General features: G+C 64.2%; 23 protein-coding genes. 9 read left to right on the forward strand and 14 right to left on the reverse strand.

Annotation, left to right across the window (positions count from 1 at the left end):
• Window positions 1-36: 36 nt before the first annotated feature.
• The 5 genes from LB526_RS00195 to LB526_RS00215 form a co-directional block, all read right to left on the reverse strand.
• Window positions 37-891: a sugar phosphate isomerase/epimerase family protein gene (locus tag LB526_RS00195; protein WP_224625588.1), complete on the reverse strand. Its 855-nt coding sequence runs from the start codon at window positions 889-891 to the stop codon at window positions 37-39.
• Between the two features lies 1 nt (window position 892).
• Complete coding sequence (locus LB526_RS00200; protein ID WP_224609902.1) at window positions 893-1,669, reverse strand: ATP-binding cassette domain-containing protein; 777 nt, start codon at window positions 1,667-1,669, stop codon at window positions 893-895.
• Window positions 1,666-2,652 (reverse strand): ABC transporter permease, encoded by a 987-nt coding sequence (locus LB526_RS00205; protein WP_224625589.1) that lies wholly within the window; start codon window positions 2,650-2,652, stop codon window positions 1,666-1,668. Before LB526_RS00205 ends, LB526_RS00200 begins: the two co-directional genes overlap by 4 nt.
• A gap of 124 nt (window positions 2,653-2,776) precedes the next feature.
• Window positions 2,777-3,766 (reverse strand): substrate-binding domain-containing protein, encoded by a 990-nt coding sequence (locus LB526_RS00210; RefSeq protein WP_224544927.1) that lies wholly within the window; start codon window positions 3,764-3,766, stop codon window positions 2,777-2,779.
• 60 nt (window positions 3,767-3,826) lie between these two features.
• A complete protein-coding gene (locus LB526_RS00215) occupies window positions 3,827-4,903 on the reverse strand; it encodes a LacI family DNA-binding transcriptional regulator (protein ID WP_224625590.1) in 1,077 nt (358 codons plus the stop codon).
• 146 nt (window positions 4,904-5,049) lie between these two features.
• Here LB526_RS00215 and LB526_RS00220 point away from each other — a divergent pair, with 146 nt between their 5' ends.
• Window positions 5,050-6,081 (forward strand): hydroxyacid dehydrogenase, encoded by a 1,032-nt coding sequence (locus LB526_RS00220; protein ID WP_224625591.1) that lies wholly within the window; start codon window positions 5,050-5,052, stop codon window positions 6,079-6,081.
• A 15-nt stretch (window positions 6,082-6,096) separates the two neighbouring features.
• Here LB526_RS00220 and LB526_RS00225 read toward each other — a convergent pair whose 3' ends face one another.
• Window positions 6,097-6,771: a GntR family transcriptional regulator gene (locus LB526_RS00225; RefSeq protein ID WP_140838959.1), complete on the reverse strand. Its 675-nt coding sequence runs from the start codon at window positions 6,769-6,771 to the stop codon at window positions 6,097-6,099.
• A 139-nt stretch (window positions 6,772-6,910) separates the two neighbouring features.
• Between LB526_RS00225 and LB526_RS00230 the strand changes: the two genes are divergently transcribed.
• The 8 genes from LB526_RS00230 to LB526_RS00270 all read left to right on the forward strand — a co-directional run bounded on the left by LB526_RS00230 (window position 6,911) and on the right by LB526_RS00270 (window position 15,732).
• Entirely contained in the window at window positions 6,911-7,498 is a 588-nt protein-coding gene (locus tag LB526_RS00230; RefSeq protein WP_224625592.1) for an amino acid synthesis family protein, read from the forward strand.
• Window positions 7,491-9,299, forward strand: a complete 1,809-nt coding sequence (locus LB526_RS29675; RefSeq protein WP_318012543.1) for an alpha/beta fold hydrolase — start codon at window positions 7,491-7,493, stop codon at window positions 9,297-9,299. Before LB526_RS00230 ends, LB526_RS29675 begins: the two co-directional genes overlap by 8 nt.
• Window positions 9,300-9,304: 5 nt before the next feature.
• Window positions 9,305-10,357: an LLM class flavin-dependent oxidoreductase gene (locus LB526_RS00245; protein ID WP_224625593.1), complete on the forward strand. Its 1,053-nt coding sequence runs from the start codon at window positions 9,305-9,307 to the stop codon at window positions 10,355-10,357.
• The gene (locus LB526_RS00250; protein ID WP_140838968.1) at window positions 10,354-11,829 is read left to right on the forward strand and encodes an aldehyde dehydrogenase; all 1,476 of its coding nucleotides are present in this window, start codon (window positions 10,354-10,356) and stop codon (window positions 11,827-11,829) included. Before LB526_RS00245 ends, LB526_RS00250 begins: the two co-directional genes overlap by 4 nt.
• A 61-nt stretch (window positions 11,830-11,890) precedes the next feature.
• A complete protein-coding gene (locus LB526_RS00255) occupies window positions 11,891-12,895 on the forward strand; it encodes an ABC transporter substrate-binding protein (RefSeq protein WP_224522940.1) in 1,005 nt (334 codons plus the stop codon).
• A 68-nt stretch (window positions 12,896-12,963) separates the two neighbouring features.
• On the forward strand, window positions 12,964-13,824 hold the full coding sequence (locus tag LB526_RS00260) for an ABC transporter permease (protein ID WP_140838972.1): 861 nt from the start codon (window positions 12,964-12,966) through the stop codon (window positions 13,822-13,824).
• Window position 13,825: 1 nt separating this feature from the next.
• Window positions 13,826-14,626: an ABC transporter permease gene (locus LB526_RS00265; RefSeq protein WP_140838974.1), complete on the forward strand. Its 801-nt coding sequence runs from the start codon at window positions 13,826-13,828 to the stop codon at window positions 14,624-14,626.
• The gene (locus tag LB526_RS00270; protein WP_224522943.1) at window positions 14,623-15,732 is read left to right on the forward strand and encodes an ABC transporter ATP-binding protein; all 1,110 of its coding nucleotides are present in this window, start codon (window positions 14,623-14,625) and stop codon (window positions 15,730-15,732) included. The genes LB526_RS00265 and LB526_RS00270 overlap by 4 nt, the downstream gene beginning before the upstream one ends.
• 119 nt (window positions 15,733-15,851) lie before the next feature.
• Here LB526_RS00270 and otsB read toward each other — a convergent pair whose 3' ends face one another.
• From otsB to LB526_RS00310, 8 genes are all read right to left on the reverse strand, one after another.
• The gene (gene otsB, locus LB526_RS00275) at window positions 15,852-16,634 is read right to left on the reverse strand and encodes a trehalose-phosphatase (RefSeq protein WP_224625594.1); all 783 of its coding nucleotides are present in this window, start codon (window positions 16,632-16,634) and stop codon (window positions 15,852-15,854) included.
• The gene (locus LB526_RS00280) at window positions 16,631-18,421 is read right to left on the reverse strand and encodes a trehalose-6-phosphate synthase (protein WP_224625595.1); all 1,791 of its coding nucleotides are present in this window, start codon (window positions 18,419-18,421) and stop codon (window positions 16,631-16,633) included. The genes otsB and LB526_RS00280 overlap by 4 nt, the downstream gene beginning before the upstream one ends.
• Before the next feature lie 148 nt (window positions 18,422-18,569).
• Window positions 18,570-20,732: an amylo-alpha-1,6-glucosidase gene (locus tag LB526_RS00285; protein ID WP_095769803.1), complete on the reverse strand. Its 2,163-nt coding sequence runs from the start codon at window positions 20,730-20,732 to the stop codon at window positions 18,570-18,572.
• Between the two features lie 153 nt (window positions 20,733-20,885).
• The gene (locus LB526_RS00290; protein ID WP_224625596.1) at window positions 20,886-21,944 is read right to left on the reverse strand and encodes a glycosyltransferase family 4 protein; all 1,059 of its coding nucleotides are present in this window, start codon (window positions 21,942-21,944) and stop codon (window positions 20,886-20,888) included.
• A gap of 78 nt (window positions 21,945-22,022) precedes the next feature.
• Window positions 22,023-22,835 (reverse strand): ABC transporter permease, encoded by an 813-nt coding sequence (locus tag LB526_RS00295; protein WP_140838984.1) that lies wholly within the window; start codon window positions 22,833-22,835, stop codon window positions 22,023-22,025.
• Between the two features lie 3 nt (window positions 22,836-22,838).
• Window positions 22,839-24,119, reverse strand: a complete 1,281-nt coding sequence (locus tag LB526_RS00300) for an ABC transporter permease (protein ID WP_224544941.1) — start codon at window positions 24,117-24,119, stop codon at window positions 22,839-22,841.
• Between the two features lie 9 nt (window positions 24,120-24,128).
• Entirely contained in the window at window positions 24,129-25,181 is a 1,053-nt protein-coding gene (locus LB526_RS00305) for an ABC transporter substrate-binding protein (RefSeq protein ID WP_224625599.1), read from the reverse strand.
• Window positions 25,178-26,323 carry an ABC transporter ATP-binding protein gene (locus LB526_RS00310; protein ID WP_224625601.1) on the reverse strand — a complete coding sequence of 382 codons (1,146 nt, stop codon included), beginning with the start codon at window positions 26,321-26,323 and terminating at the stop codon, window positions 25,178-25,180. The genes LB526_RS00305 and LB526_RS00310 overlap by 4 nt, the downstream gene beginning before the upstream one ends.
• Window positions 26,324-26,581: the final 258 nt, after the last annotated feature.

Consider the following 26,581-nt stretch of genomic DNA (forward strand, 5'->3'; position numbering starts at 1 on the left):
CCGCCCTCCCCCACAAGGGGGAAGGAAGAAATGCCCTCACCCCAGCGTCAGCCCGGCCTTCCTCGCCTCCTCGCGCAAGAACGGCAGTCCGACCTCGATGACGTCGCGCGGATTCTCGGCCACCGGCCGCCAGACGGCGAGCCCGCCGGCGATGTCGACATCGACATGGTTCATGCTTTCGAGCGTGATCGCGCCCTGATAGCCGATGTCGGCGATCGCCTTCATGCAGGCCGCCCAATTCAGCATGCCGCGCCCTGGCACGCCGCGATTGGCTTCCGACACATGCACATAGCCGAGATAGGGCGCCGCCGCCTCGAAACCGGAAGCAAAGCTCTCTTCCTCGATATGCATGTGGTAGGTGTCGAGATGAATGAAGATGTTGGGCGCGCCGATGCGCTCGATGATCTTTGCCGCGTCGATGCCGCGGTTGATCAGGTGCGTCTCATAGCGGTTGCAGGGCTCGATGCCGAGCTTCAGGCCGCGCGACTTCGCCGCCTTCGCCGCGCGTTCGAGGAAACGGCACATACCGTCGATTTCCCTTTGCGTCGGCGCGCGGCCGGTGGTCTTGCCGATCGTGCCGTAGGTGACGCCGCCGAGCGCTTCGGCGCCGACCTCATTGCAGACCCGGAAAGCCGGTTCGAGGAAATCCAGCGCCTCGTCCGGCCGTTCGACCACATCGAGCGCGCGCGGCAGGCCGAGCGAGGGGACCAGTTCAACACCATAGTGATTGGCAAAGCTGCGCGTCCGCTTGGTGTCGATCTCCTCAGGCCGAAGCAAAGGGATCTCCATCAGCCCGATGCCGTATTCCTTGAGCCTGTCCATCTGCGGCTCGATGCGGGCGAGGTCCCAGACCGGTGCGATGGCGAAAGTATGCAGTCCGAACGTGTTCATGTCAGCCTCGTTGCTCATGCGCCGCCGCTGCGGCCGTATCGCCGCCGCCGACGATGCGGCTGACGACTTCGTTCATGTTGGTCCTGGCGGTGACGAGATCGGCGTCCGCCCTGCCGTGGCGCAGCACGACGATGCGATCGGTGACCGACAGCACGTCGTTCAGCCGGTGCGAAATCAGGATGACGGCGATGCCTTCGGACTTCAGCCGCCGGATGAGATCGAGCACGCTCTGCACCTCGCGCACGGCCAGCGCCGCAGTCGGCTCATCCATGATGACGAGCTTCGGATCGAAGGTGAGCGCGCGCGCGATCGCCACCGTCTGCTGCTGGCCGCCGGAGAACGAACCGACCGACCGGTTTATCGACGGCAGATGCGCACCCAGCCGCTCGATCATTTTCGACGCTTGGCGATCCATCTCGCTTTTGTCGACGAAGCCGGGGAACAGGCCGAACAGCCTTTTCGTCGGTTCGCGACCGAGGAAGATGTTCGACGCCACGTCCTGTTGCTTGGCTAGAGAAAGATCCTGGTAGATCATTTCGATGCCGAGGCGCCGCCGCTGACCGGGGTCCAGCGCCAGGATATCCTTGCCGTCGAACTCGATCGAGCCGGTGTCGGCACGGTAGATGCCGGTGATGGTCTTCATCAGCGTCGACTTGCCGGCGCCATTGTCGCCGACCAGTCCGACCACCTCGCCGGCCGCGACCGAAAGATCGACGCCATGCAAAACATCGACCGCGCCGAAGCTTTTGCGGATGCCGCGCAGCGAAAGCAGGGTCATACGCGCGACTCCTTCCGCACCTGGTATTGGTCGATGAAGACCGCGAGGATCAGCACCGCGCCGATCGCCATCTGCTGGTAATAGGATTGCACGGCAAGCAGCGTCAGCCCGTTCTGCAAGACGCCCATGATCAGCGCGCCGATCATGGTGCCGAGGATCGAGGCGCGGCCGCCGAACAGATTGGTGCCGCCGATGATCGCCGCCGTGATGGCGGTGAGCTCGTAGTTGATGCCGGCGGTCGGGTCGCCGGCGTTGACGCGGGCGGTGAAGAGCAAGCCGGCGAGCCCCGCCAGCGCCCCCGACAGCGTGTAGATGATGCGGCGGTGATGCTCGACGCGGATGCCCGCGGCTCGCGCAGCACCTTCGCTATCTCCCAGCGCCAGCGTGTGGCGGCCGAAACGCGTATAGGCAAGCACTGCATGCGCGACGATGGCCGTCAGCACCAGGATGATCACCGGCATCGGAACGCCGAACGGCCGCCCCTGCCCGACATAGACGATCTCGGGCGGCAGGCCGTAGATCGCCCTGCCCTTCGAGATGACCAGCGCCAGACCGCGCGCCAGGCCTAGCATGCCGAGCGTTACGATGAAGGCCGGCACGAAGGCGCGGGTGACCAGCTGGCCGTTGATGTAGCCGGCGATCCCGCCGGCCAAGATGCAGGCGATCACTGCGAAGACCGACGGCCAGCCGAGATTGACCGCCACGAAAGCGCCTGCGACGCCCGCAAGCCCCATGACCGAGCCGAGCGACAGATCGAGCCCGCCGGAACCGATGACGAAGGTGGCGGCGACCGCCAGCACGCCGATCGTCGAGGTCGCGAGCAGGATGTTGAGGAAATTGCTGAGCGACAGGAAATAGGGCGACAGGAGCGCCATTGCCGTGCTCAGCGCCAGAAGCACCACCAGCGACTCCAGCCGGATGTGGAGCCTTTCGACGGATGCTCGCTGCACCCGAGCCCAGAAGCCGGGCTGTTCAGAAGCCATGTTTTCTACCCTTCGGGTAAGGGAATAGGGGAGTAGGTTAGTAGGGGAGTAGGGAAAGATGGGCGAAGCGCAAACCGCGCTCCCCTACTCCCCTACTGCCTTACTCCCCTACTCCCTTCCTTCCTCACTTCACATATTGCAGCATCGGCTCCTTGCCGGCGTCGAGCACGTCCTTGGTCAGCACCAAAGTCGGCACGGCAATGCTTTCCGGAACCTTCTCGCCGCCGAGCGCCTTCTTGACGTTCTCCACCGCCTGCTTGCCGACCAGATAGGGAAGCTGCGCCACCGAGGCATTGAGGCGGCCTTCCTTGATCGATTTCACCGCATCGACATTGCCATCGACGCCGATGAGCGTCACCTGCGAACCCTTGCCCGCCGCATAGACAGACTCGACTGCACCGAGCGCCATGCCGTCATTGGCGCAGAAGATGGCGACGAGATCAGGATGCGCGGTCAGCGTGTCGGTGGCGATCGAGGCGGCCTTGCCGCGGTCCCAGTCGCCCGGCAGCGAAGCGACGATTTCGAGGCCGGGCGCCAGCTCCTTCAGCTTGTCGGCAAAACCCTTGGCACGCTTCTCGCCGGTGATGTTGCCTGACAGGCCTTCGATCACCAGCACCGGACCCTTGGCGTCCTTGCCGAGCTTGTTGGCGAGATACTCCGCGCCCTGCGCGCCGGCGGCGATGTTGTCGGAGCCGATATGGAAGGTGACCTTGACGCCTTCCTTGTCGAGCACCGCCTGGTCGAGATTGTTGTCGAGATCGACGATCTTGATGCCGGCGTCCTGCGCCGACTTCAGGCAAGGCAGAAGATTGGTCGAGTTGATGGCCGCGGTGATCATCGCCACCGGCTTGCGCTCAAGCATGGTGTTGCAGAGGTTCAACTGCGGCTCGGCTGCCTGATCGCTCTCGGCCGCCTGCTGGAAGTACTTAACCCCGGCTTCCTTGGCGCCGTCCGCGACGCCCTGCGCCATCGCGCCCCAGAACGGGTTGGCCAGTGTCTTCATCAGCACGCCATATTCGCCGTCCTCGGCCTTGGCAACGCCGACGGCGGAAAACGCAAGCGCGACGCCCACGGCAAGGGTAAATCGATTTATCCTTGGGAAATGCGATATCATTCTATCCTCCGTTGATCCTTGGCGCCGGATGCCACGGCCAGGGCCGGCGCATGCTTCCGCTCACGACAATGGGGGCTGTTGTCGGTCTCCTCCCCCGGAATGCGGACCGCTGCCTGGCGAGCCAACGGATTCCCGCATCAACACCTGGCAGGGCTCGAGCCGCGCCGCGGGTGGTCCCACATCACCCTCGACCCTGCGAAACAAAAGGTTCATCGCCTCGCTGGCAATCCGGTGCACCGGCTGCACCACGGCGGCGATCGCCGGCCATGTCACCTGCATCCACTCCGCATCGTCGAAGCCGACCAGCGAGATGTCGTTCGGGCAATGCCAGCCGCGCCGGCGGAATTCGGACAGCGCCACGAGCGTGCCCTTCAAAAGCAGCGAATAGACGGCGGTCGGCCGCTCTCCCCTGGCAAAGTAATCGCGCAGCGAGGATCGCAGCGGCTCGACGCTGACTTCAGAGGTGATGACGTCGATGCGTACCGACGGGTTGAGCGCCAGCGCCTGGCTGCGAAAACCTTCCAGGCGCGCCCGCACCGTCGCCGCCTGCTCGGCAAGGCCGATGACCAGAATATGGCTGTGCCCATTGCCGATCAGCATCCGCGCCACTTCGGCGCTGGCGGCGAAACTATCGGCCGAGACCGTGTCGAAAGCGTCGTCGGACAAGACACGGTCGATCAGCACGCCGGTCATGCCGTGGGCTTTCATGAAGGCAGCTGCCGGCCCGTGCTCATTGCGCACCGGCGCCAGCACCACGCCGGCAACGCGCCAGTCATGCATGCGGGCGAGGATCTCCTTCTCGCGCGCCTCCGATTCACGGCTCGATGCCGCGACCAGCGTGTAACCCCGCTGCTCGGCGAGGCCTTCCAGCTCGGTGACCATCGAACCGAAAAACTCGCTTTCGAATTCCGGCATTATGGCGCCGATGATGCGGCGCTTGGCCCTGCGCATGTCGGACGCCAATGGATCGACGCGGTAGCCCAGGCGTTCGACGGCATCGAAGACTCGCTGTGCGTTTTCAGGCTTCACCGTGGTGACACCGGCCAGCACCTTGGAGACGGTGGCCGCGGACACGCCGGCATGGCTTGCCACGTCATGGATCGACGGACGCCTTTGCCGGGCTTCCGGTTGCGCCATTGACTTCCTCCCTAGGACAGGCAGCCGATCAGCCACCTCGCCATTCCATTCGATAAATCGATTTTTCGTTCTTGTAAATCGTTTCACCGGGAGTAAGACTGGAAAGAAGTGATTGACGCGATCCAATCGTGTCCCGGGAGGAAAACATGTCCGAGAACACCTTGCCGCTGGTGATCAGCGCACCCGAACCGCGCACGCTCGACCTGATCTTCACGCCGCCGCAACTGGCGCGCCTGCGCAGCCACTATCGCATTGTCGAGACCACGCCGGAAGACGTTTCCGCCCTACCCGCCGAAACTTTGGCCGAGGCGCGCTATATCATCGGTCAGCCACCGATTTCATCCGAAACGCTGGAAAAGCTGAAGGCGCTGCGCTGCGTCTTCAACGTCGAGACCAACCTCCTCAACAACATGCCCTATGAGACGCTGTTCGCGCGCGGCATCCATGTCGTCACCACCGGGCTGGTCTTTGCCGAACCGGTGGCGGAGCTTGGCCTCGCCATGGCGCTGAACCTCGCGCGCGACATCGTCGACGCCGACCTCGCCTTCCGGCAGGGCAAGGAACTGTGGGGCGGCGACGGCAACCAGACCGCGCGGCTTCTCTCCGGCGCCGATGTGGGCATCATCGGCTTCGGCGACCTCGGCCGCGCGCTCAACCGCCTGCTGACCGGTTTTCGCACCCGCATCAAGGTCTATGATCCGTGGCTGCCGCCGTCGATCCTGGTCGACAATGGCGTCGAGCCCGCCTCGCTGGACGAGGTGCTGTCCCAAAGCGATTTCGTCTTCGTCGTTGCTTCCGTCACCAGCGAGAACCAGGGCTTTCTGGGCGCCGATGCCTTTGCCAGGATGCGCAAGGGCGCGGCCTTCATCCTGCTCAGCCGCGCCGGCGTCGTCGATTTCCAGGCGTTGATGCAAGCGGTGAAGAGCGGCCACATCGTCGCCGCGAGCGACGTCTTCCCGGAGGAGCCGCTGGCAAAGGACCATCCCGTCCGCACCCTGCCCGGCTTCCTGCGTTCGGCCCATCGCGCCGGCGCGCTCGATATCGCCTTCAAGCGCATGGGCGACATGGTGCTGGAGGATATGGACCTTATCGACCGCGGTCTGCCGCCGCTGCGCTCCAAGCGCGCCGAACGCGAGACCGTTTCGCGCATGCGCTCCAAACCGGTCGACAGGAACTAGTTTCGAACAGGCTGCCTAAAGCGTCCCGAGCCGAAGCGCGTCGCGCGCGATTTGCCAGGCCGTCTCCACATGCCGCCGCGCCGCCGCCTCCGCCGCTTCCGGCTTGCGCGAACGGATCGCATCCATGATCGCCTGCATTTCGGCGATCGCCGGCTCGCGGCGGTTCTGCGACAGGATTGTCATCGAACGCAGCTGGTTGATGCGGACGTTGAGACCGGTGACGATCTCCCAAGCTATGCGCTTGTCGGCGGCTTCAAAGAGCACCTCATAGAAGCTCGCCGTCGCCCGCATCACCTCGGCCGGCACGCCCGACGCCCACGCCTCGAGCAGCTTTGCCAGCGCCGCATCGAGCAGCGCGATCTGACCGTCGGTGGCCGATGTGGCGCAGGCCTTCGCCGCAATGCCCTCCAGCAGCGCGCGCAACTCGTAGATCTCGTCGGTTCGGCCAAGATCAGGCTTCGCCACGGCCGGCCCATGTCCAGGTATCATCTGCACCAGGCCTTCGGCCTCCAACTGCCGCAGCACCTCGCGCACGACCGAACGGCTGACCCCGAGCTGGTCGCATAGCGGCCGCTCGACCAGCCTTTCGCCGGGCTGGAAATGGAAATCCATGATCGCCTCGCGCATGCGCTCCAGCGCCAGCGTCCTCAACGTTTTGGCGGAGCGGTCTATGCGAAGCGTGTCAGCCATTTTTCCTGAATCCTTAGCCTCGTCACAAAAACCGATTCCATGACCGATTGACAAGACGCATGGCACTCCATAGCATGGTATACCATAAGACGATACAGAAATCGATGGGCCCCGAACGGCTCCCATCCTGAGGAATTTCATGCAGCCGGCCATCCGCAAGATCGTCACCTATACCGAGAACACCCTGATCGAGGGCGGCAAGACGGCCCCGCGGCCGCTGCGTCTGATCGGCGTCGCCGCGGTGCTCACCAACCCATGGGCAGGCCGCGGCTTCATCGAGGACCTCTCCCCCGAGATCCGCGCTTTCGCGCCGGTGCTCGGCGAAACGCTGACCAATGAGATTATCGGCGCGGCAGGCTCGGGCGAGGTCATCGAAGGCTACGGCAAGGCCGCCATTTGCGGCACGTCGGGTGAGGTCGAGCATGCGTCGGCGCTGATCCACACGCTGCATTTCGGCAATCACTATCGCCGGGCCGTCGGCGCCAAGACCTATCTCGCCTTCACCAATCTGCGTGGCGGTCCGAACACGCCGATCATGATCCCGCTGATGGACAAGAACGACGAAGGCCGCCGCTCGCATTACCTGACCGTGCATTTCCAGATCGGCGACGCGCCCGCGCCGGACGAGCTGGTGGTGGCGCTCGGCGCGTCCATCGGCGGCCGCCCGCATCACCGGATCGGCGACCGCTACCAGGATCTGAAGGAGCTCGGAGATCTGCATGGCTGACGCCGCGACGATCCGCAGCAAGGCGCCCGACGGCACCGGCTTCATCCGCGCCGGTTCGGGCGCGCCGGTCCTGCTCATCCACGGCGTCGGCATGGATGCCGCGATCTGGCAGCCCCAGATCGCCGCGATGCAGGACCGCTTCGACGTGATCGCCATCGACATACTCGGCCACGGTTCTTCGCCCCTGCCGCCGGAGAACGCCCGCCTGTCGGACTTCGCCGATCAGGCGATCCGCCTGCTTGATCATCTCGGCCTTGCCCGCGTCGCTGTCATCGGCCACTCGATGGGCGCGCTTGTCGCACAGGAAATCGCGCTTCGCGCCCCGTCGCGCATCAGCGCCATCGTCTGTCTCAACGCCGTCTTCCGTCGCCCGCCCGAGCTCGCGCAGGCGGTGCGCGAACGGGCGGCAGCGCTTGGCCGGCCCGGCGATCCGTCGGCCATCGCCGCCACGATCGCCCGCTGGTTCGGCAACCCGATTCCGCCGGCTCTTTCAGACGCGGCCGCGACGGCCCGCGCCGCGCTCGAAAGCGTCGACGCCGAAGGCTATGCCCGCACCTACCGCCTCTTTGCCAGCGCCGACACCGCGCACACCGATCACCTGGCCGACCTTGCCGCACCCGCGCTGTTCATGACCGGCTCGGAGGATCGCAACTCGACACCCGCCATGTCAGCGGCGATGGCGCGGCTTGCGCCGGCGGGGCGGTGCTTGGTGCTGAATGGCGAAAAGCACATGATGACAATCGCTTCGCCGCAAAAAGTGACTCAACGGATAATGAACTTTCTCGACGAGGCGTCGAGTGCTTCCGCAGGCGCGGAGGCCGGTCCCGCATTCGACGCCATGGAATTTCGACGCGCGCTCGGCTCCTTCCTGACCGGCGTCACCATCGTCACCACGATCGACGAGGCTGGCGATGCGCGCGGCTTCACCGCCAACTCCTTCACCTCCGTCTCGCTCGACCCGCCACTGGTGCTGGTCTGCATTGCCAAGAAGGCGCTGGGGCATCAGGCCTTCTCGACTTCGAGAGGCTTTGCCATCAACGTCCTGTCGGAAGCCCAGAAAGCCGCATCCGGTGTCTTCGCCTCAAAGACCGCGGACAAATTCGCCTCCGTGGCATGGCAGCCCGGGCAGACCGGCAATCCGCTGATCGAGGGATCAGTTGCGGTGTTCGATTGCGGCATGGAGCAATTGGTCGATGCCGGTGACCATTCGATCCTCATCGGCCGCGTCCATGACTTCAGCCACAATGGTGCCCAGCCTCTCGGCTACTGCCGGGGCGCCTATGTCACGCCGGGGCTTAGCCAGGAGGCGCTGGCGGCGAGCGCTCCCCCCGGAACCGAGGTCGGCGCGATTCTCGAGAAAGAAGGCCGCGTCCTCTTCTTCGAGACTGCCGAGGGATCCTACCAATTGCCGGCCGGTCGCGGTCTCGGTGCCGCGAACGATGCCCGCAGCCTCAGGGGAAAACTTGCCGCCAAGGCGATTGATGCCGAGCTCGGCTTCCTTTACGCAGTGTGGGACGACGCGACGGACGCTGCCCGCACGCACGTCTACTATCGCGGGACGGTGGACGCCCCCGTCTCCGGCGACGGCCAGATCCGGTTTGTCGAGATCGAACGCATCGCCGAATTGAAGATCGCCGATCCAGCAGTGCGTTCGATGCTCGCCCGCTACGCGCGCGAGCGCGCCGAAGACACGTTCGGCGTCTATGTCGGCAACGAGGTCGAAGGCGAGGTCCGGCCGCTCGCAAGGCCGGCGCCGTCGACGCCAAGCCATTCCGGCCCAATCCATTCCGGCCAGCGGTGAGACCGATGAAATTTTCGCTTTTCGTCCATATGGAGCGCTCGGATCTCGCCAAGCCGCATTCCGAATTGCTTACGGAACTTGAAGAACTGGTGCTGCTGGCGGAGCAGGCCGGCTTCGAGACGGCCTGGATTGGCGAGCATCACGGGATGGAATTCACCATCTCGCCGAATCCCTTCATCAACATCGCCTATCTCGCCGCCAAGACGAAAACCATCCGTCTTGGCACCGGCACGATCATCGCGCCGTTCTGGCATCCGATCAAGCTCGCCGGCGAAGCGGCGATGGCCGATGTCATCACCGGCGGTCGGCTGGATCTGGGCATCGCGCGCGGCGCCTACAGCTATGAGTATCAGCGCGTCTTCCCGGGACTGGATGCGTGGGGCGCCGGCCAGCGCATGCGCGAGATGATACCGGCGATCCGCGACCTCTGGGACGGCGACTACGAGCATTCCGGCGAGTTCTGGCAGTTCCCGCCGACCACCTCCTCCCCCAAGCCCTTGCAAAAACCCTCCCCGCCGATCTGGGTGGCCGCGCGCGACCCGAATTCGCACGATTTCGCCGTCGCCAACCGATGCCAGGTGCAGGTGACGCCGCTTGCCTCCGGCGATAGCGAGGTGGCGAGCCTGATGGAGCGCTTCAATGCTGCCTGCCAGGCGCACCCGGACATCCCGCGGCCGCAGATCATGCTCTTGATGCACACTTTCGTGGCCGAAGATGCCGCCGACGCCGACCGACTGACCCAGGACCTCTCGCAGTTCTACTGCCAGTTCGGCGCCTGGTTCCAGAACAAGAAACCCGTCCGCCAGGGCGTTCTCGAGCCGCTGACCGAGGAAGAGATCGCGGCCATGCCCCAATACGCGCCGGACAAGATCCGGCAAAACCTGGTCATCGGCGAGGCCGACGAGGTGATCGCCAGGCTGAAGACCTACGAGGCGCAGGGCTACGACCAGTATTCGATCTGGATCGACAGCGGCCTTTCGCATGAGCGCAAGAAGAAATCGCTGCAGCTGTTCATCGACAAGGTGATGCCGGCTTTCCAGGAGGCGCAGTCGCGATGAGCAGCACCGCCTTCAGGAACTACATAGACGGCCAGTTCGCCGAAGCGTCCTCCACCTTCGACAGCATCGATCCGTCAACGGCCTTGCCCTGGGCGACGATGCCCGCCGCTTCCGTTGCCGATGTCGACCGCGCCGTGGAGGCCGCGCACCGGGCGCTACGTTCCGGTCCGTGGGCATCGATGACAGCGACGGCGCGTGGAAAACTGCTGGTCAGGCTCGGCGATCTCGTCGCCGCCAATGCCAGCCGCCTGGCCGAGCTGGAAACGCGCGACACCGGCAAAATCATCCGCGAGACGCGCGCGCAGATCGCCTATGTCGGCGACTACTACCGCTATTATGGCGGGCTGGCCGACAAGCATGAAGGCGCCTTCATCCCGATCGACAAGGCCGACATGGAAGTCACGGTGCGGCCCGAGCCGATCGGCGTCGTTGCCGCCGTCGTACCGTGGAACTCGCAGCTCTTCCTGTCGGCGGTCAAGCTCGGCCCGGCTCTGGCAGCCGGCTGCACCGTCGTTCTCAAGGCCTCCGAGGATGGGCCGGCGCCGCTGCTGGCTTTCGCCGAGCTCGTCCATGAGGCCGGCTTCCCTGCCGGCAGCGTCAACATCCTCACCGGCTTCGGCCATGATTGCGGGCACCGCCTAACCAGCCATCCCCTCGTCGCCCGCGTCGCCTTCACCGGCGGTCCTTCAACCGCGCGCCGGATCGTCGCCAACACTGCCGAGAACCTCGCCTACACCACGCTCGAGCTCGGTGGCAAAAGCCCGGTCGTCGTCTTCGCCGACGCCGATCTCGACAGCGCCGCCAATGCAGTAGTGGCCGGTATTTTCGCCGCCACGGGCCAGAGCTGCGTCGCGGGCTCGCGGCTTCTGGTCGAGCGTTCGGTCAAGGACGATTTCCTTTCCCGTCTGAACCGCAAAGCGGAAGCCATCGTCATCGGCGACCCGCAGGATCCCGCGACCGAGATGGGTCCGCTGGCGACGGCGGGCCAGCGCGAAAGGATCGAGGCGATTGTGGCGGAGAGCGTGGCGGCAGGCGGCCGACTGGTCACCGGCGGCGCGCGGCCGAAGGGCAAGGCCGACGGATACTACTACGCGCCGACCATCATAGAGGCGCAGGACCAGACTCTCGCCTGCGTGCGCGAAGAGCTGTTCGGTCCGGTGCTGAGTGTGCTTGCCTTCGACAGCGAGGCTGAAGCGCTGGCTTTAGCCAACGACACGCCATTCGGGCTCGCTTCCGGTGTCTTCACCTCAAATCTGGCTAAGGCGCATCGCATGGCCCGCGGCGTCCATGCCGGCGTCGTCTGGGTCAACACCTACCGGGCCGTCTCGCCGCTGGTCCCCTTCGGCGGCTACGGCCTTTCGGGTCTCGGTCGCGAAGGCGGCATCGACGCCATCCGCGATTACACGCGCTCGAAATCGGTGTGGATACGCACCTCCGACGACCCGATCCCCGATCCGTTCGTCATGCGCTGAGAAGGCATGGCGAGGTGCAGACAAGAACAAGAAACGGAACAACCAATCAGAGGAGAACGACATGAAACTGATTTTCGCCGGCATCCTTGCCGGACTGATGGCGACCACGGCCGCGAAGGCCGATGAAATGGTGTTCACCAGCTGGGGCGGGACGACGCAGGAAGCCCAGACCAAATCCTGGGCCGAGCCTTTCACCGCCTCTTCGGGCATCAAGGTGCTGCAGGACGGACCGACCGACTACGGCAAGCTGAAGGCGATGGTCGACGCCAAGAACGTCACCTGGGACGTCGTCGACGTCGAGATGGATTTCGCCATCAAGGCGGCCAAGGACGGGTTGCTCGAGCCGATCGACTTCGCCGTCGTGCCGAAGGCCGATCTCGACCCCCGCTTCAGCAATGAGAACGCCGTCGGCAGTTTTTACTATTCCTTCGTGCTCGCCTGGAACAAGGGCGCCGTCTCCGGTGAGCCGGCAAGCTGGGCGGACATGTTCGACACCAAGAAGTTTCCGGGCAAGCGTACCTTTTACAAATGGTCGGCGCCGGGCGTGATCGAGATCGCGCTGCTCGCCGACGGCGTGCCGGCCGACAAGCTCTATCCGCTCGACCTCGACCGCGCCTTCAAGAAGCTCGACACCATCAAGTCGGACATCGTCTGGTGGGGCGGCGGCGCCGAATCGCAGCAGCTGATCGCCTCCGGCGAGGCCGCCTTCGGCCAGCTCTGGAACGGCCGCGTCTTCGCGCTCGAGAAGGACGGCGCCGATGTCGGCGTGTCCTGGAACCAGAACCTCACCGCCGCCGACGTCCTAGTGGTGCCGAAGGGCGCCAAGAACAAGGACGGCGCCATGAAGTTCCTCGCCGCCGCGACCAGCCCGACCGGCCAGGCGAAATTTGCCGAGGCGAGCGGCTACGCGCCGATCAATACCAAGGCCAAGGCCGAAATGCCCGCCGACGTGGTCAAGGGCTTGCCCGACGCGCATGTCGACGGACAGATCAATCTCGACATGAACTACTGGGCCGAGCATCGCGACGAGATCGCCACACGCTGGTACGCCTGGCAGGCAAAGTAGACGCCGTCCTTTCGTGACAAGGATCGGGACGGCGCTCGCCGTCCCGATCCCAATCCGGGATTACCGTCATGTCGGTGGAAGCACAGCAAGGGGTCGCAAGCCCTCGAATACCGGCAGGCCTCGGCGGCCTGCTTCCGGCGTTGATCCTGATCGGGCTCTTTTTCGGAGTGCCGGTGCTGGCGCTCCTGCTGCGCAGCGTCACCGACCCCGCTCCAGGCCTTCAGAACTATGCGGCGCTGCTGGGCGACGGCACCTATGCGCGGGTGTTCTTCAACACTTTCCTCGTCGCCTTTGTCGTCACCGTCGTCACCGTGGCCGTCGGTTTTCCGGTCGCCTGGATGCTGGCGATCATGCCGCCGGCGCTCGGCTCGATCCTGTTCGGCATCATCATCCTTTCGATGTGGACGAACCTCTTGACCCGCACCTATGCCTGGATGGTGCTCTTGCAGCGCACCGGCGTCATCAACCGGGCGCTGATGGGCGCCGGCATAATCGATCAGCCACTGCCGCTGATCAACAATCTCACCGGCGTCACCATCGGCATGGTCTACATCATGCTGCCCTTCATGATCCTGCCGCTGGTCGGCACCTTGCGCGCCATCGATCCGATGACTTTGCGCGCAGCCGCCCTTTGTGGTGCCAGCCCGCTCGCCGCCTTCAGGCGCATCCTGTTGCCGCTGTCTCTGCCCGGCATCGCCGCCGGCGGCCTGATGGTCTTCGTCATGTCGCTCGGCTATTTCGTCACGCCGGCGCTGCTCGGCGGCACGTCGAACATGATGCTCGCTGAAATGATCGCGCAGATGATCCAGTCACTGCTCAACTGGGGCCTGGGGAGTGCTGCCGCCTTCATCCTGCTCGTCGTCACCATGGCGCTTTATGCATTGCAGCTGCGCCTGGTCGGGTCAAAACGCGCGGCGGGAGGCACCTGAGATGCTGCTCGACTATGACCGCCTCGGCTGGTTGAAGGCAGCACTGCTCGCCTTCACCGCGCTGGTCGCCGCCTTCCTGCTGCTGCCCGTGGTGTTCATCGTGCTGCTGTCCTTCGGCTCGTCACGCTGGCTTGCCTTCCCGCCGCCCGGCTGGACATTGAAATGGTATCAGGAACTGTTTGCAGATCCGTCGTGGATCGAGGCCGCGCTGACGAGCGCCCGCATCGCCACGATGACCGCTATCCTGGCCGTCACCATCGGCCTGCTCGCCTCCTTCGCGCTGGTTCGCGGCACGTTCCGCGGCCGCGAAGTCCTGCGCGGGCTGCTGCTCACGCCAATGGTGCTGCCGGTTGTCGTTTTCGCCATCGCCATCTACGCCTTCTTCCTGCGGCTTGGCCTCGGCGGCACCACCATCGGCTTCGTCGTCGCCCACACCGTATTGGCGCTGCCCTTCGCGATCATTCCGATCGCGACCGCTCTGGAAGGCTTCGACAAGTCGATCGAGGATGCGGCCATCGTCTGCGGCGCCAGCCCGCTGCAGGCCAAGCTCAGGATCACTCTGCCGTCGATCCGCATCGGCATCTTCTCCGCCGCGATCTTTTCCTTCCTGGCTTCATGGGACGAGGTGGTGGTGGCGATCTTCATGGCGAGCCCCACTTTGCAGACCTTGCCGGTCAAGATCTGGGGGAGTCTCCGCTCCGACCTCACCCCCGTCATCGCCGCCGCCTCCAGTCTGCTGGTCGCGCTCACGCTGGCCCTGATGATCGTGACGGCCCTCTTGCGCCGAAAGCTGCAGACATGACCCAACCCTTTCTCTCGATCCGCAAATTGCGCAAGGCGTTCGGTGCCTTCACCGCCGTTCATGATTTGACGCTGGATATTCCGAAGGGCGAATTCCTGACCTTCCTCGGGCCGTCCGGTTCCGGCAAGTCGACCACGCTCTATGCCATCGCCGGCTTCCAGGATCCGACCTCCGGCGACGTGCTGCTGCAGGGCAAGTCGCTGCTTTCAGTGCCTTCGCACAAGCGCAACATCGGCATGGTTTTTCAGCGCTACACGCTGTTCCCGCATCTGAGCGTCGCCGAAAACGTCGCCTTCCCGCTTCGCGTCCGCCGCCGGCCTGAGACCGAGGTCAGGCGCAAGGTCGCCGACATGCTCTCCCTGGTGCGGCTGGAAAGCTTCGCCGAGCGTCTGCCCGCGGCTCTCTCGGGCGGTCAGCAGCAGCGCGTCGCGCTTGCCCGTGCGCTGGCGTATGATCCGCCGATCCTGCTGATGGACGAACCATTGTCGGCACTGGACAAGAAGCTGCGCGAGGAGATCCAGGCCGAGATCCGACGCATCCATCGCGAAACCGGCGTCACCATCCTTTACGTCACCCACGATCAGGAAGAAGCGCTGCATCTGTCGGACCGCATCGCCCTCTTCAGGGATGGCCGCATCGAACAGATCGGCACCGGCGAAGACCTCTACCTTAGACCCGCAACCGATTTTGTTGCCGGCTTTATCGGCAACTCGAATTTCCTCGCCGCCGAGCATCTGGAAACGGTGGGCGGCGCCTCGACCATTCGCCTCGCCGACGGCGCGCTTGTCTCCGGCATAAATGCCAATGGCAGCTTCGCGCCCGGACAGAAAACCAGGCTGATGATCAGGCCCGAAGCATTTCGCCTGGAGCGCTCGCCGAACAATGCGGAGCTTTCGGTCGAGATCGTCGATGTCGCCTTCTACGGCGAGCGCCGGCGTATTGTCGCGCGCACGAGCGCTGGACAGGAAATCGACATCCGGCCGACATCTTCGGCAGCGGCAACGCATGATGCCTCGCTGGGCAGGCGGCAGATATTCTTCGATCCTGCCGGCGCCTTCCTATTTCCTGCCTCGAGCAAAACCCCGGGCAAGGAGGTGACGTATTAACGGTCCCGATCAAAGTTGAACGCCCGGGCGAGCGTGCGCGAGTCGAAGAAGACCGACAAGGACGGGATCATCGCCATGATCCGGGCCTGCAGCAGCAGCTGTGGAGCACCTTTGCCGATTTAGGCGACGAGGTTGCGGCTCACCGTTGGTGCGACCGGCTCGCCGAAATTGGCTTCTAGCCAGGCGATCGCGCTTGCAACATCCTCGATGACGAAGCGGGCAGCCGTCTCGTCCTGCGGCTTCACGCGGATCGAGATTCCGCCCGCGGCATTGACCGTTTCGAAGCCGTTCTCGTCGGACGTGTCGTCGCCAAGGAACACAGGACGCCTGCCGCTGAACGGACCAGTCTGCATGAAGCGCCGGATCGCAGCGCCCTTGGCTGCCTCAAGCGGCATCAGCTCGACGCCGGCATTGCCGGCGATCACGCGGTAGCCCTGCGGCAAGCGCGCGAGCGCCGCCTCGACCAGCTCCGTCGCCCTCGCCAGAAGCTGCGGCGCGGCTCTCGTGTGGATGGCGAGCACCGGGCCCTTGCGCTCGACATAGACGGCCTTGCTTGCCAGCTCCAGTTCGATCTCGTCGGCAAGTGCCGCCATATCCGCCGGTTCGTCGGCGGCTTCGATCTTTCCGTCCGGCCGAAGTCTGTGCTCCAGCCCGTAGAGGCCGGCAATTCGCAATTTCAACGGGTCGAACAGATGGTCGACGGCTGCTATCGAGCGGCCGGTGATGAAGGCGAGCGCCCCGTCCAGCCGCCGTTCGATCGTCTGCAGCAATTGCCGCAACTCGGCGCTGACCGACACGCTGTCGGGATGCGCCGCGTGCTCCAGCAAGGTGCCGTCGATGTCGAGGAAAAGCGCCCACCGGCCTTCGGGAAGCGGCGGGGTAAGGTCTGCTTGACTATTCATCGAAATCCGACTGCCTGTTTGCGTTCGAACATGGAGACGACATTGTCGCCGGTGGGACTTGCCGGTCGGTCGTATAGGGCCGTGACCCGGTCGAGGTCGCCGCGCTTCCTGAGCCGCGCCGCGTCGAGCAGCATGCTGCCGGCCCAACGATAGACATTGTTGTCGCGCACGATGTCGCGCATGCGCCGCATGCGCTCGTGCTGCTCGTCCGGCCCCATGGTCATCGCCTGCAGCATCGCCTCGCTCATCATCGCTGCGTCGTACGGATTGACGATCAGCGCCTCCAGCAATTCGCGCGAGGCGCCCGCGAAGGTGCTGAGCAGCAGCACGCCCTGCTCGTCGTCGCGCGACGCCACGAACTCCTTGGCAACGAGATTCATGCCGTCATGCAGGCTGGTCACGAGGCAGATGTCGGCGGCGCGATAAAGCTCATAGACCGCGGCTTGTGAATGGTGCTCGGCCACCATGACGACCGGCTGATAGGATTTGCTGCCGTAGCGCTGGTTGAGCTCGTCGGCATAGCGCAGGCATTCTTCGTGAAGCTGCTTGTAGGCAGGCAGCGTGCCCCGACTTGGTGCAGCGATCTGCAGGAATACGACGTTACCGATCGTTTCTGGATGACGGATGAACAGTTCCTCAAGCGCATGGAAGCGATCGAGGATGCCTTTGGTGTAGTCGAGCCGTTCGACGCCGACGCAAAGCTTGGCGCCAGTTGGAATTCTGAACCGCTTGCGCACGCGCGCCCGGCACTCTTCGACGCTCGGAAGAGTTTTCAGCAGCTCGACCGGCCACTCGATCGAGATCGGATAGGAATGCACCAGCGTCACCTGGCCGCCATAGGAGATGGCCGCGTCGGCTCGCTCGATCCGGCTTTCCATGAAACGGTCGACGCTTTCGGTGAAGTTGTTGGCGTGGAACTGGGTGTGGAAGCCCACGATCGAGCTGCCGAGCAGGCCGTCGAGGATACGCTCGCGCCACGGGCAGATGCTGAACACTTCCGAGTTCGGCCACGGTATGTGCCAGAAGGTGATGACGATCGCCTCCGGCAGGCGCTCGCGGATCATGCGCGGCAGAAGCGCGAAGTGGTAGTCCTGGACCAGCACGATCGGCCGCTCGTTGCGCGCCTCGGCAACCACCGTCTCGGCGAATTTGCGGTTGACGGCCTCATAGGCCTCCCAGTCGGATTCGCGGAAGATCGGGCGCGTGAACGCGATATGGCAGAGCGGCCACAGGCCCTCATTGGCGAAGCCAAGATAGTAGCCCTGATATTCGTCGTCGCTCAGCCAGACGCGGCGCAGCGTGTAGGAAGGATTGCCGGGCGGCACTTGCACGCGGTCGTTCCTGTCAACCACCGTCCGGTCGGCAGTGCCGCCGCCATAGGCGATCCAGGTGCCGGCGCAAGCGCGCGTGATCGGTTCCAGCGCCGAGACCAGTCCGCTCGCCGGCACGACAAGCTCGACGTCGCCGTTCCTGGTTTCGTTGTGGATATAAGGCTCGCGATTGGAGACGATGATGACCTGCGCATCCGGCAACTCGTCAGCGAGGATCTTTCGCAACGTCTCCGGCGACCATGTGACCAGGGCCGCGTCGACCGACTGCCCGTTCTTTTCGAATTCGCGCAGCACCTTGCGCGCGGCCTCTGTGGCGAAGTCGTCGCCGGGGCCTGCCACAGCCGAAATCCTCGGGTGATTGCGACGGTACCGGGATATCGAAACGAAAATGGCAAATGCGGAAAGTCCAAGGCTTACGAGAATAAGGACCAGTAACAGAACGCTGTATTGTGTCATTGAAATGCCAGGCTGCCTCCGGCTGTCCGCTCATTATTTTCGTTCTTGCCGGCTGCGGACGGCAGACCGGTCCACCTGTGCAACGCACAAGCCGGCCATGGGTTCCGACATTTTTCGATTGGTGAACGCGGGCTTGCGACGCCTTCTTCTAAGTCCGCACGATAAGCGGCACCTGGCCTTCATGACGATCGGAAAGGAAGGCGGCGACACGGTCGCCGACCCGCTGGAAGGTCACGTCGACGACCTTATCCCCGACACTCAGATGCCGGAGCATCAGGGTGTCGATACCGATCGGCAGCCTCGGGCGCGTGACATGCAATTCGCCTTTCCAGCCATCGATTTCCAGGCCCAGACAGGCCTGCATCAGCATGAAGGTTGAGCCTGCCGACCAGGCTTGCGGCAGGCAGGCCACCGGATAGGCGATCGGCGCTTCGCCCGGCGCCCGGGCGAAACCGCAGAACAATTCGGGCAGCCGCATATTGAAATGAACGGCCGATTCGAAAGTGCCGCTCATCAGCCGCACAACGCTGTCGCGTTCGCCGTAGCGCGCGAGGCCCACGCCGCAAAGCGCAGTGTCGTGCGGCCAAATCGAGCCGTTGTGGTAGGACATCGGGTTGAAGAAAACCGCATCGTCGGCGAGCGTCCGCAGCCCCCAGCCGGAATGGAAGGCGGCCGACAGCAGCTGCTCGGCGACCAGCTTGGCGCGGTCGGGCTGCGGCAGCCCGACAAAAAGCAGGTGCCCGGCATTTGTCGTTCGAACCTTGCAGGGCTGGCCCTCGCCATCAATGGCCAAGGCGTAGAAATTCAGGTCGTCCAGCCAGAAATCGCGTTCCACGGCGATCCGCATTTCCTCGGCACGGCCCTCCCAGTGCTCGGCATCCGCGAATTCGCCGCGGCGGCGTGCGAGCGCCGCCATGCCGCGGAAGGCGGCAAAGACATAGCCCTGCACCTCGACCAGCGCGATCGGTCCCTTTGGGATGCGCCCATCGGCGTGAAAGACCGAATCGAAGCTGTCCTTCCACCCCTGGTTGGCGAGGCCGGACTCGGCGGCACGCTGGTAGGTGACGAAACCGGTGGCGCGGCTCGCCTCCTCCGTCCAGTCGGCAGCGGCTTTCAGCGAAGGCCAAAGCTTGTCGATGAAGGCCATGTCGCCGGTGCGGTCGGCATAGGCGGAAGCCAGATGGATATAGAGCGGCGTGGTGTCGACGCCTCCGTAATAGCGGCCGAAAGGAAGCTCGCGCAGCGCCGCCATCTCGCCCTTGCGCGTCTCATGCATGATCTTGCCTGGCTGCGAATCCGAAAAGGGCGACGTTTCGGTCGCCTGGTGCTCGGCCAGAAAAGCAAGCACCCCGCGCGCCAGGCCGGGATTGAGCCAAAGCATCTGCAGGCTTGAGATCACGCCGTCGCGCCCGAATGCGGTCGAAAACCACGGGATGCCGGCATAGGGATAGGGGCCGGTCGGAAGCTCGGTGGTAAGCAGCGCCACGTCGGCGCGGGCGCGCTCGACCCAATCGTTGAACACGCGCCCCGAGCTGTGCACCGTGGCGCCGTGCCTGCGCTTGGCGCGCATGCCGAACCGCGCGCGCGCCGCCGCGGCGCGGAAGCGGTCGCGATCGGGCGGGTCGGCGATCGCGGGGCCGACCTCGACATAAAGCACTTTTCGACTGCGCTTGGTCACGGCGATGAGGAAATCGGCGCGATTGTCGCTCAACTGGTCTGGCGCCTGCGAAAAGGAGATTGCCGAAAGTCGCGGCAAGCCGTCCAGGCCGTCATAGCCGAGCAGGACCGTGGTCTTGTCGGTCTTGGCGATATGCGTGGTGCCCCGCTTCACCCGGGTCGAGCCGCGCACCTCGAACATGTCGCGAAAGTCGGCGGCGAAATGCAGCGACGCGGTTATGGTGGAATGCTCGCGGCTGTAGTTGGAAAGCGTGATGCGCTCGAACAGCCTGTCCTGCCAGATCAGCCTGACGCGCTCGATATGGATCGCGCCCTGCGGCATATCGCGGCCGGCAGCGCTTTGAATAGGCAGGTTGGTCAGGTTGGACGTGAACAGCACATTGTCCTGGCTGAGCGATGCACCGAGCAGCGACATCGGCCTGCCGCCGATGGTCAGCCGGAATTCGGACAGCACGCGCGTGTCGTCGCGGAAGAACCCGTCGCCCGAACCCCTGATGTCGCCATAGGCGTCGGCGACGGCGAAGCAGTCGCCCTGCTTGAGGGCAAAAAGCCGGTGCGGTTCTCGCGGCGCCGTCTCGTCGAGCGAGGAAAGGGCCACGGCAGGATCGAGCTTGCGCTCGTCGAGCTCCGTCATTCGTCACCTCTTCGGTTGCCCCACCCTAGAGCATGATGCCGAAAAGTGTGAGGCGGTTTTCGGACGACATCATGCTCTATCTCTTTGATTTGGAGCCGGATTCAGATTTCACCTCGAACAGACCTGAAATCATCCGGCTCTAGGCAGTCAAGGTCAGGAGGCCCTGGCCTCCGGCATGCCGGTCAGACGCATATAGGCAGAAAGGTAGTCGCGCGCCATTCTTGTCGCCGAGAACCTTTTCTCGAAGACCGCCCTCACCTGCCGCCGGTCGAGTTCGAGAAGCGCAGGCATCGATGCGACCGCATCGTCGACATTGTCCACGACGAAGCCGGTGACGCCATTGTCGACGATCTCCGGCAGGGCGCCGTTGTTCCAGGCGATCACCGGTGTGCCGCAGGCCATGGCCTCGATCGCGACGAGGCCGAACGGTTCCGGCCAGTCGATCGGGAACAGCAGGCCTGCCGCGTTGCCCAGGAATTCGGCCTTCTCGTCTTCCGTGATCTCGCCGACATAGTCGATGCGGTCGCCATCGATGAGCGCCTCGACGTTGTCGCGGAAATAGGCGCGGTCGTCGTCGCCGATCTTGGCCGCCAGCTTCAGCTTCAACCCGGACCGGCGCGCGATCTCGATGGCGCGGTCCGGCCGCTTGTCGCGCGACAGGCGTCCCAGGAAAGCGAGATACGGCTCTTCCCCCCGTGCTTCATAGGTCGGCTGGTAGGCATCGAGCGGCAGTCCGTGATGGATCGTGGCCAGCCAGTTCGCCTCCGGCAAACCGCGCTTCTGGCTGTGCGAGATCGAGATCATCGGGAAACGCGGGAAACGCTTGTAGGCCGGCGCCAGGTCGACATAGTCGAGCCTGCCATGCGGCGTCGTCACCGTGCGACCCGCGATCTGCTCGAAGAACGGAAAATGCAGGAAATGGCTGAGATGGAAATGAATGACGTCGAATTCGCCGGCGCGTTCGCGCACATCGGCGAGCATCGCCAGATGCGCGGCGATTTCCGATTTCTTCGGCCGCGGATCGAGGCGTATCGCCTGGTCGCGGCCTGGCACCAGTCGCGCCGATGTCTCGCTGTCACCGCTCGCGAACAGCGTGACGTCATGCCCGAGCTCGACGAGTGCCTCGGTGATGTAGAAGACGATCCGCTCCGTGCCGCCGTAAAGTTTCGGCGGCACGGCTTCGTAGAGCGGCGCGACATGGGCTATGCGCATCTGGTCCCTCAGCTGTTGACGCGAGGCAAAATGCGTCAGCCGCGAGATCGTTCCTGCCCAATTGGTCGCGGGTTAGCCTCAGGACTTACGGCTGCGCCGTGCCAAAATGTTCGCCACCAGCAAAAGCAGGATGGATAGCGCCATCATTAGGGTCGCCGCGGCAGTGATGGCGGGCGAGAGTTTTTCGCGCAGGCCGATGAACATTTCGAGCGGCATGGTGCGCTGGCTGGCGCTGGCCAGGAACTGCACGACGACCACTTCGTCGAAGGAGGTGACGAAGGCGAAGGCCGCGCCCGAAAGCACGCCGGGCAGAATCAGCGGCAGCATGACGCGAAAGAACGACGTCAGGGGTTTGGCGCCGGAGATCGCCGCGGCTCGCATCAGGTTGCGGTCGAAGCCGGTCAGGCTAGCGCCTACCGTCACCACCACGAAGGGGCTGGCCAAGGCGGTATGCGCCAGGATGATGCCGGCATAAGTGCTGGCGAGCCCAACGCGGGCGTAGAATAGATAGGAACCGACGGCTGTGATCACCACCGGCACGATCAGCGGCGAAAGAAGCAGCGGCATGATAATGCGCCGACCCGGAAACTTCTCGTCGGAAAGTGCGATCGCCGTCAGTGTCCCGAGCGTCGTCGCGATCACCGTCGTCCCGAGGGCGATGATCAGGCTATTGCCGATCGCCGACTGCCAGCGCTGGGTGCCGAGCACGACCTCGTACCAGCGCGTCGAGATGCCCTCCAGCGGGAAGATGAAGAAGGCGCCGCTGTTGAAGGAGAGCGGCACCGGGATGAGGATCGGCACCAACAGGAACAGGATGACCAGCCCGCACCAAATCCACAGCAGCGTGATGCGGATGCGTTCGCCTGTTGTGGGATAGGGAGAGAGCAGCATGGGCTACACCAGCTTCAGGCGGTCGAGGCCGAGGACGCGGGCAAAAATGCCGAACAGCGCCAAGGTGAAGACGAGCAGGATGAAGGACAGCGCCGCCGCCATCTCCCAGTTCAGTTCGACATTGACGTAGTTGGCAATGAAATTGCTGATCAACTGGTCGCTTGCCCCGCCTATCAGCGCCGGCGTGATGTAGTAGCCCAGGCACAGGATGAAGGTGAGCATGCAACCGGCCATTACGCCAGGGAACACCTGTGGGATATAGACGCGACGGAAGGCGGTGAAAGGCCTGGCGCCCAGCGAGTAGGCGGCCTTCATCTGCGAGGCCGGAATGGTGCGCATGACGCTGTAGATCGGCAGCAACGTGAACGGCAGCTGGATATGCGTCATGGCGATGATCAGGCCGACGCGGCTGTACATCAGGTCTAGCCGGTCGCTGGTGACGCCGATCAGGAGCAGGAAATCATTAACCAGGCCGAACTTCTGCAAAAGCACCGTCCAGGCCGCGGTACGCACCAGGATCGATGTCCAGAACGGCAACAGCACCGCGACGATCAGGATGGCGGCTAGCCCCTTCGGCACGTTGGCGATGAGATAGGCGAGCGGAAAGCCGAGGATCAACGTTGCTAACGTCACCGACGCCGCGACGAAGAAGGTGCGCAGGAACACCTGGATGAAGATCGCCTGCTCGGGCGGCTCCCGCTCGATGCCGCCATCGGCGTTCCAGCGCAGGTCGAGCGCGCTGAGCAGGTAGAACGAGGTGAGGCTGCTTGTGCCGCTCCGGATCGCCGGCCAGGTCGATGGCGCCGACCAGAACGGCACCGATTTCATGGCGTCGAGCGCGGCCTGGCCATCGGCGCTTTCGAGCTTGCGCACCGTCTTCAACACCTGGCTACGGGCCCCAGGCAGCCGCGCGTTCAGGCTCTTGGCCAGTTCATAGGCCGTGCCCTTGGCCTGGTTTTTCTTGAGGTCCGCCGCCAACGCGGCGAAGGCGTCGTCGCCGGGAAGGCCCTGGCCGTTCCAGCCGGCCAGGGCCGCGGTCGTCTTGGGCAGTGCGTCCGCGATGGTCGGGTCATAGACGGCGCGGGACAAAAGCAGCACGATCGGAATACCGAAACTTAAGGCCAGAAGGACGAGCAGCGGCGCTGCCAGAAGCAACGAGCGCATCCGGTCGCCGAGTTCGGCGCGGCGGAGCGCTGCCGACACGGATTTCAGATCCGCGTCGGCGGCTGACCGGTCGCGGGCCAGCGTCGGCCGGTCGATTTCGCTGGGCTGGAACGCCGACATCCCGCCTTCCTACTGAGCAAGCCAGGCGTTGAAGCGCTTGACAAGGTCCTCGCCATAGTCGCCCCAGAACTCGGTGTCGGCGACGAGATAGGCGCCGGCGAGATGATCGGGAGCATTGGGTAGCTTCGGCAGCGCGTCGGGTGCGACGAAGGAAGCCGCGTCGGTGCGCACCGGCCCATAGGTGATGTAGCTTGCGAGCTTGGCGTTGTTCTCGGGCTTGCTGATATACGCGAGATATTTGTAGGCAAGCTCCGGATTGCGCGCGCCCTTCGGAATGCTGATCATGTCGTATTCGAGGATCTGGTTGTTCCAGACGATCTTGAACGGCTTCTTGTCGGTGTCGATCGCGTTCTGGATGCGGCCGTTCCAGGCGGTGGTCATCACCACTTCCTTGGAAGCGAGAAGCTGTGCCGGCTGCGCGCCGGCGTCCCACCAGACGATACCCTTCTTGATTGTGTCGAGCTTCTTGAACGCACGGTCAACGCCTTCCGGCGTGGCCAGCACCTTATAGACGTCGGCGGGTGCGACGCCGTCCGCCATCAGCGCCCATTCGAGGTTCTGCGCCGGGAACTTGCGCATGGCGCGCTTTCCCGGGAATTTCGTCGTGTCGAAGAGGTCGAGGACCGAGGTCGGAGCTTCCTTCAGCACGGTCGGGTCATAAGCAAGGATATCGCCGTAAGCATCGAGGCCGACTCCACAATCCAGCGCCGAGCCTTCGATGAATTTGTCGCGCGGCCCGATCTTGGAATAGTCGAGCCGCTCGAGGATGCCGGCGTCGCAACCCTGCAGCACGGTCGCGGTCTCGACCGTCACCAGGTCGATCGGCACATTGCCGGTCTCAACCATCGCTTTCACCTTGCCGAGATCGCCGAGATATTCCTGTTCCAGGATTTTTGCTCCGGTCTCCTTGATGAACGGCTCGAACCAGGCCTTGCGCTGCGCATCCTGCCAGGCGCCGCCGCTCGCCATGATCGACAATTCGTCCGCGAAGGCGGCGCCGGCAATGCTCATGCAGGCCGTGGCGGCCGCGAGCGAGAGTAGTCGTGTTCTCAATTGTGTCATTGCATTTTCCCCTGTTTTGGAATGGCGCCGCTCGTTCCGGCATCGGCCGGGAAGGCGCGGCAATCGTTGGGCGCGCAGGAGACCGTCACGGTCTCTCCGTTCGCCATCGTCGCTTCGGGGCCGACCTTGACGGTCAGCACCTGGTCGTTGGCGAGCCTGGCCAGCAGGCGCAGGTGATCGCCGAGATAGATGCGCCCATCGACGGTCGCCGCCAGCGCGTTGCCGCCATTGGCGGCACTCGACAGGCTGAGCCGCTCGGGCCGGACCGCGACATGGCAGGCGCTGCCTTCCGCGACGCCGACCGCCAGCGCGGTGATCTCGCCGCCGCCGCTCAGCCTGACGCGGCACTCTCCACCCGAGACGCGTTCGACCACGCCTTCCAGCGTGTTGTTCTCGCCGATGAAGCGCGCCACGAATGAGCTTTGCGGGGTGTTGTAGAGATCGTCTGGCGAGCCCAACTGGGCGATGCCGCCATTGTTGAACACCGCGACGCGGTCCGACATCGTCAGCGCCTCGCTCTGGTCGTGCGTGACATAGACGATGGTGACGCCGAGCATGGTGTGGATCTGCTTGATTTCGAGCTGCATATGCTCGCGCAATTTCTTGTCGAGCGCGCCGAGCGGCTCGTCCATCAGCACCAGGTTCGGCTGAAAGACCAGCGCGCGGGCCAGCGCCACGCGCTGCTGCTGGCCGCCGGAAAGCTGCGTCGGGCGGCGATCGCCGAATTGCTTCAGCCGCACCATGTCGAGCGCGCGGCCCACACGGGCCGCGATGTCGGCCTTGCTCACCTGGCGGACGGAAAGCGGAAAGCCGACATTCTCCTCTACCGTCATATGCGGGAACAGCGCATAGTTCTGAAACACCATGCCGATATTGCGCTGGTAGGGCGGCAGCCGATCGACCGGCTGGCCCTCTAGCGTGATCGTGCCATGCGTCGGTCGCTCGAAGCCGGCGAGCATATTGAGCGTCGTGGTCTTGCCGGAGCCGGATGGGCCGAGCAGCGTCAGGAACTCACCGCGCGCGACGGCAAGGTTCATCCGCGTCACCGCGAAGCTGCGTCCGTCATAGGACTTCTCGACGTCGGCGAATTCGACAAAGCCTTGGTTGGCGCTTGCCGAGACGACGGTCTGGCCGGCGCTCATCGCGCGCCTTCCCGGCTGCCGCGGGGCGATTCGGTCTGCTGCTTGCGATCCATGCCTCGTCCTCCCGGAACCGGCCCGCTGAACAGGAAGCGTCCGGCTTGTATGATCACACAATAAGGCTGAAAGTGACCATAGATGCGGACAACTTTCACCGTCAAGCGCAAAAATGCGATGTTGAGTGATAATTTTGATCAGATTGAGTGCCGTACAACCTCTATTGTATGGATCGTTGTCTTATGCTAGATGCCCGACAAGTGA

This window comes from Mesorhizobium sp. CA6 (genome assembly GCF_020165035.1).
GTDB lineage: Bacteria > Pseudomonadota > Alphaproteobacteria > Rhizobiales > Rhizobiaceae > Mesorhizobium.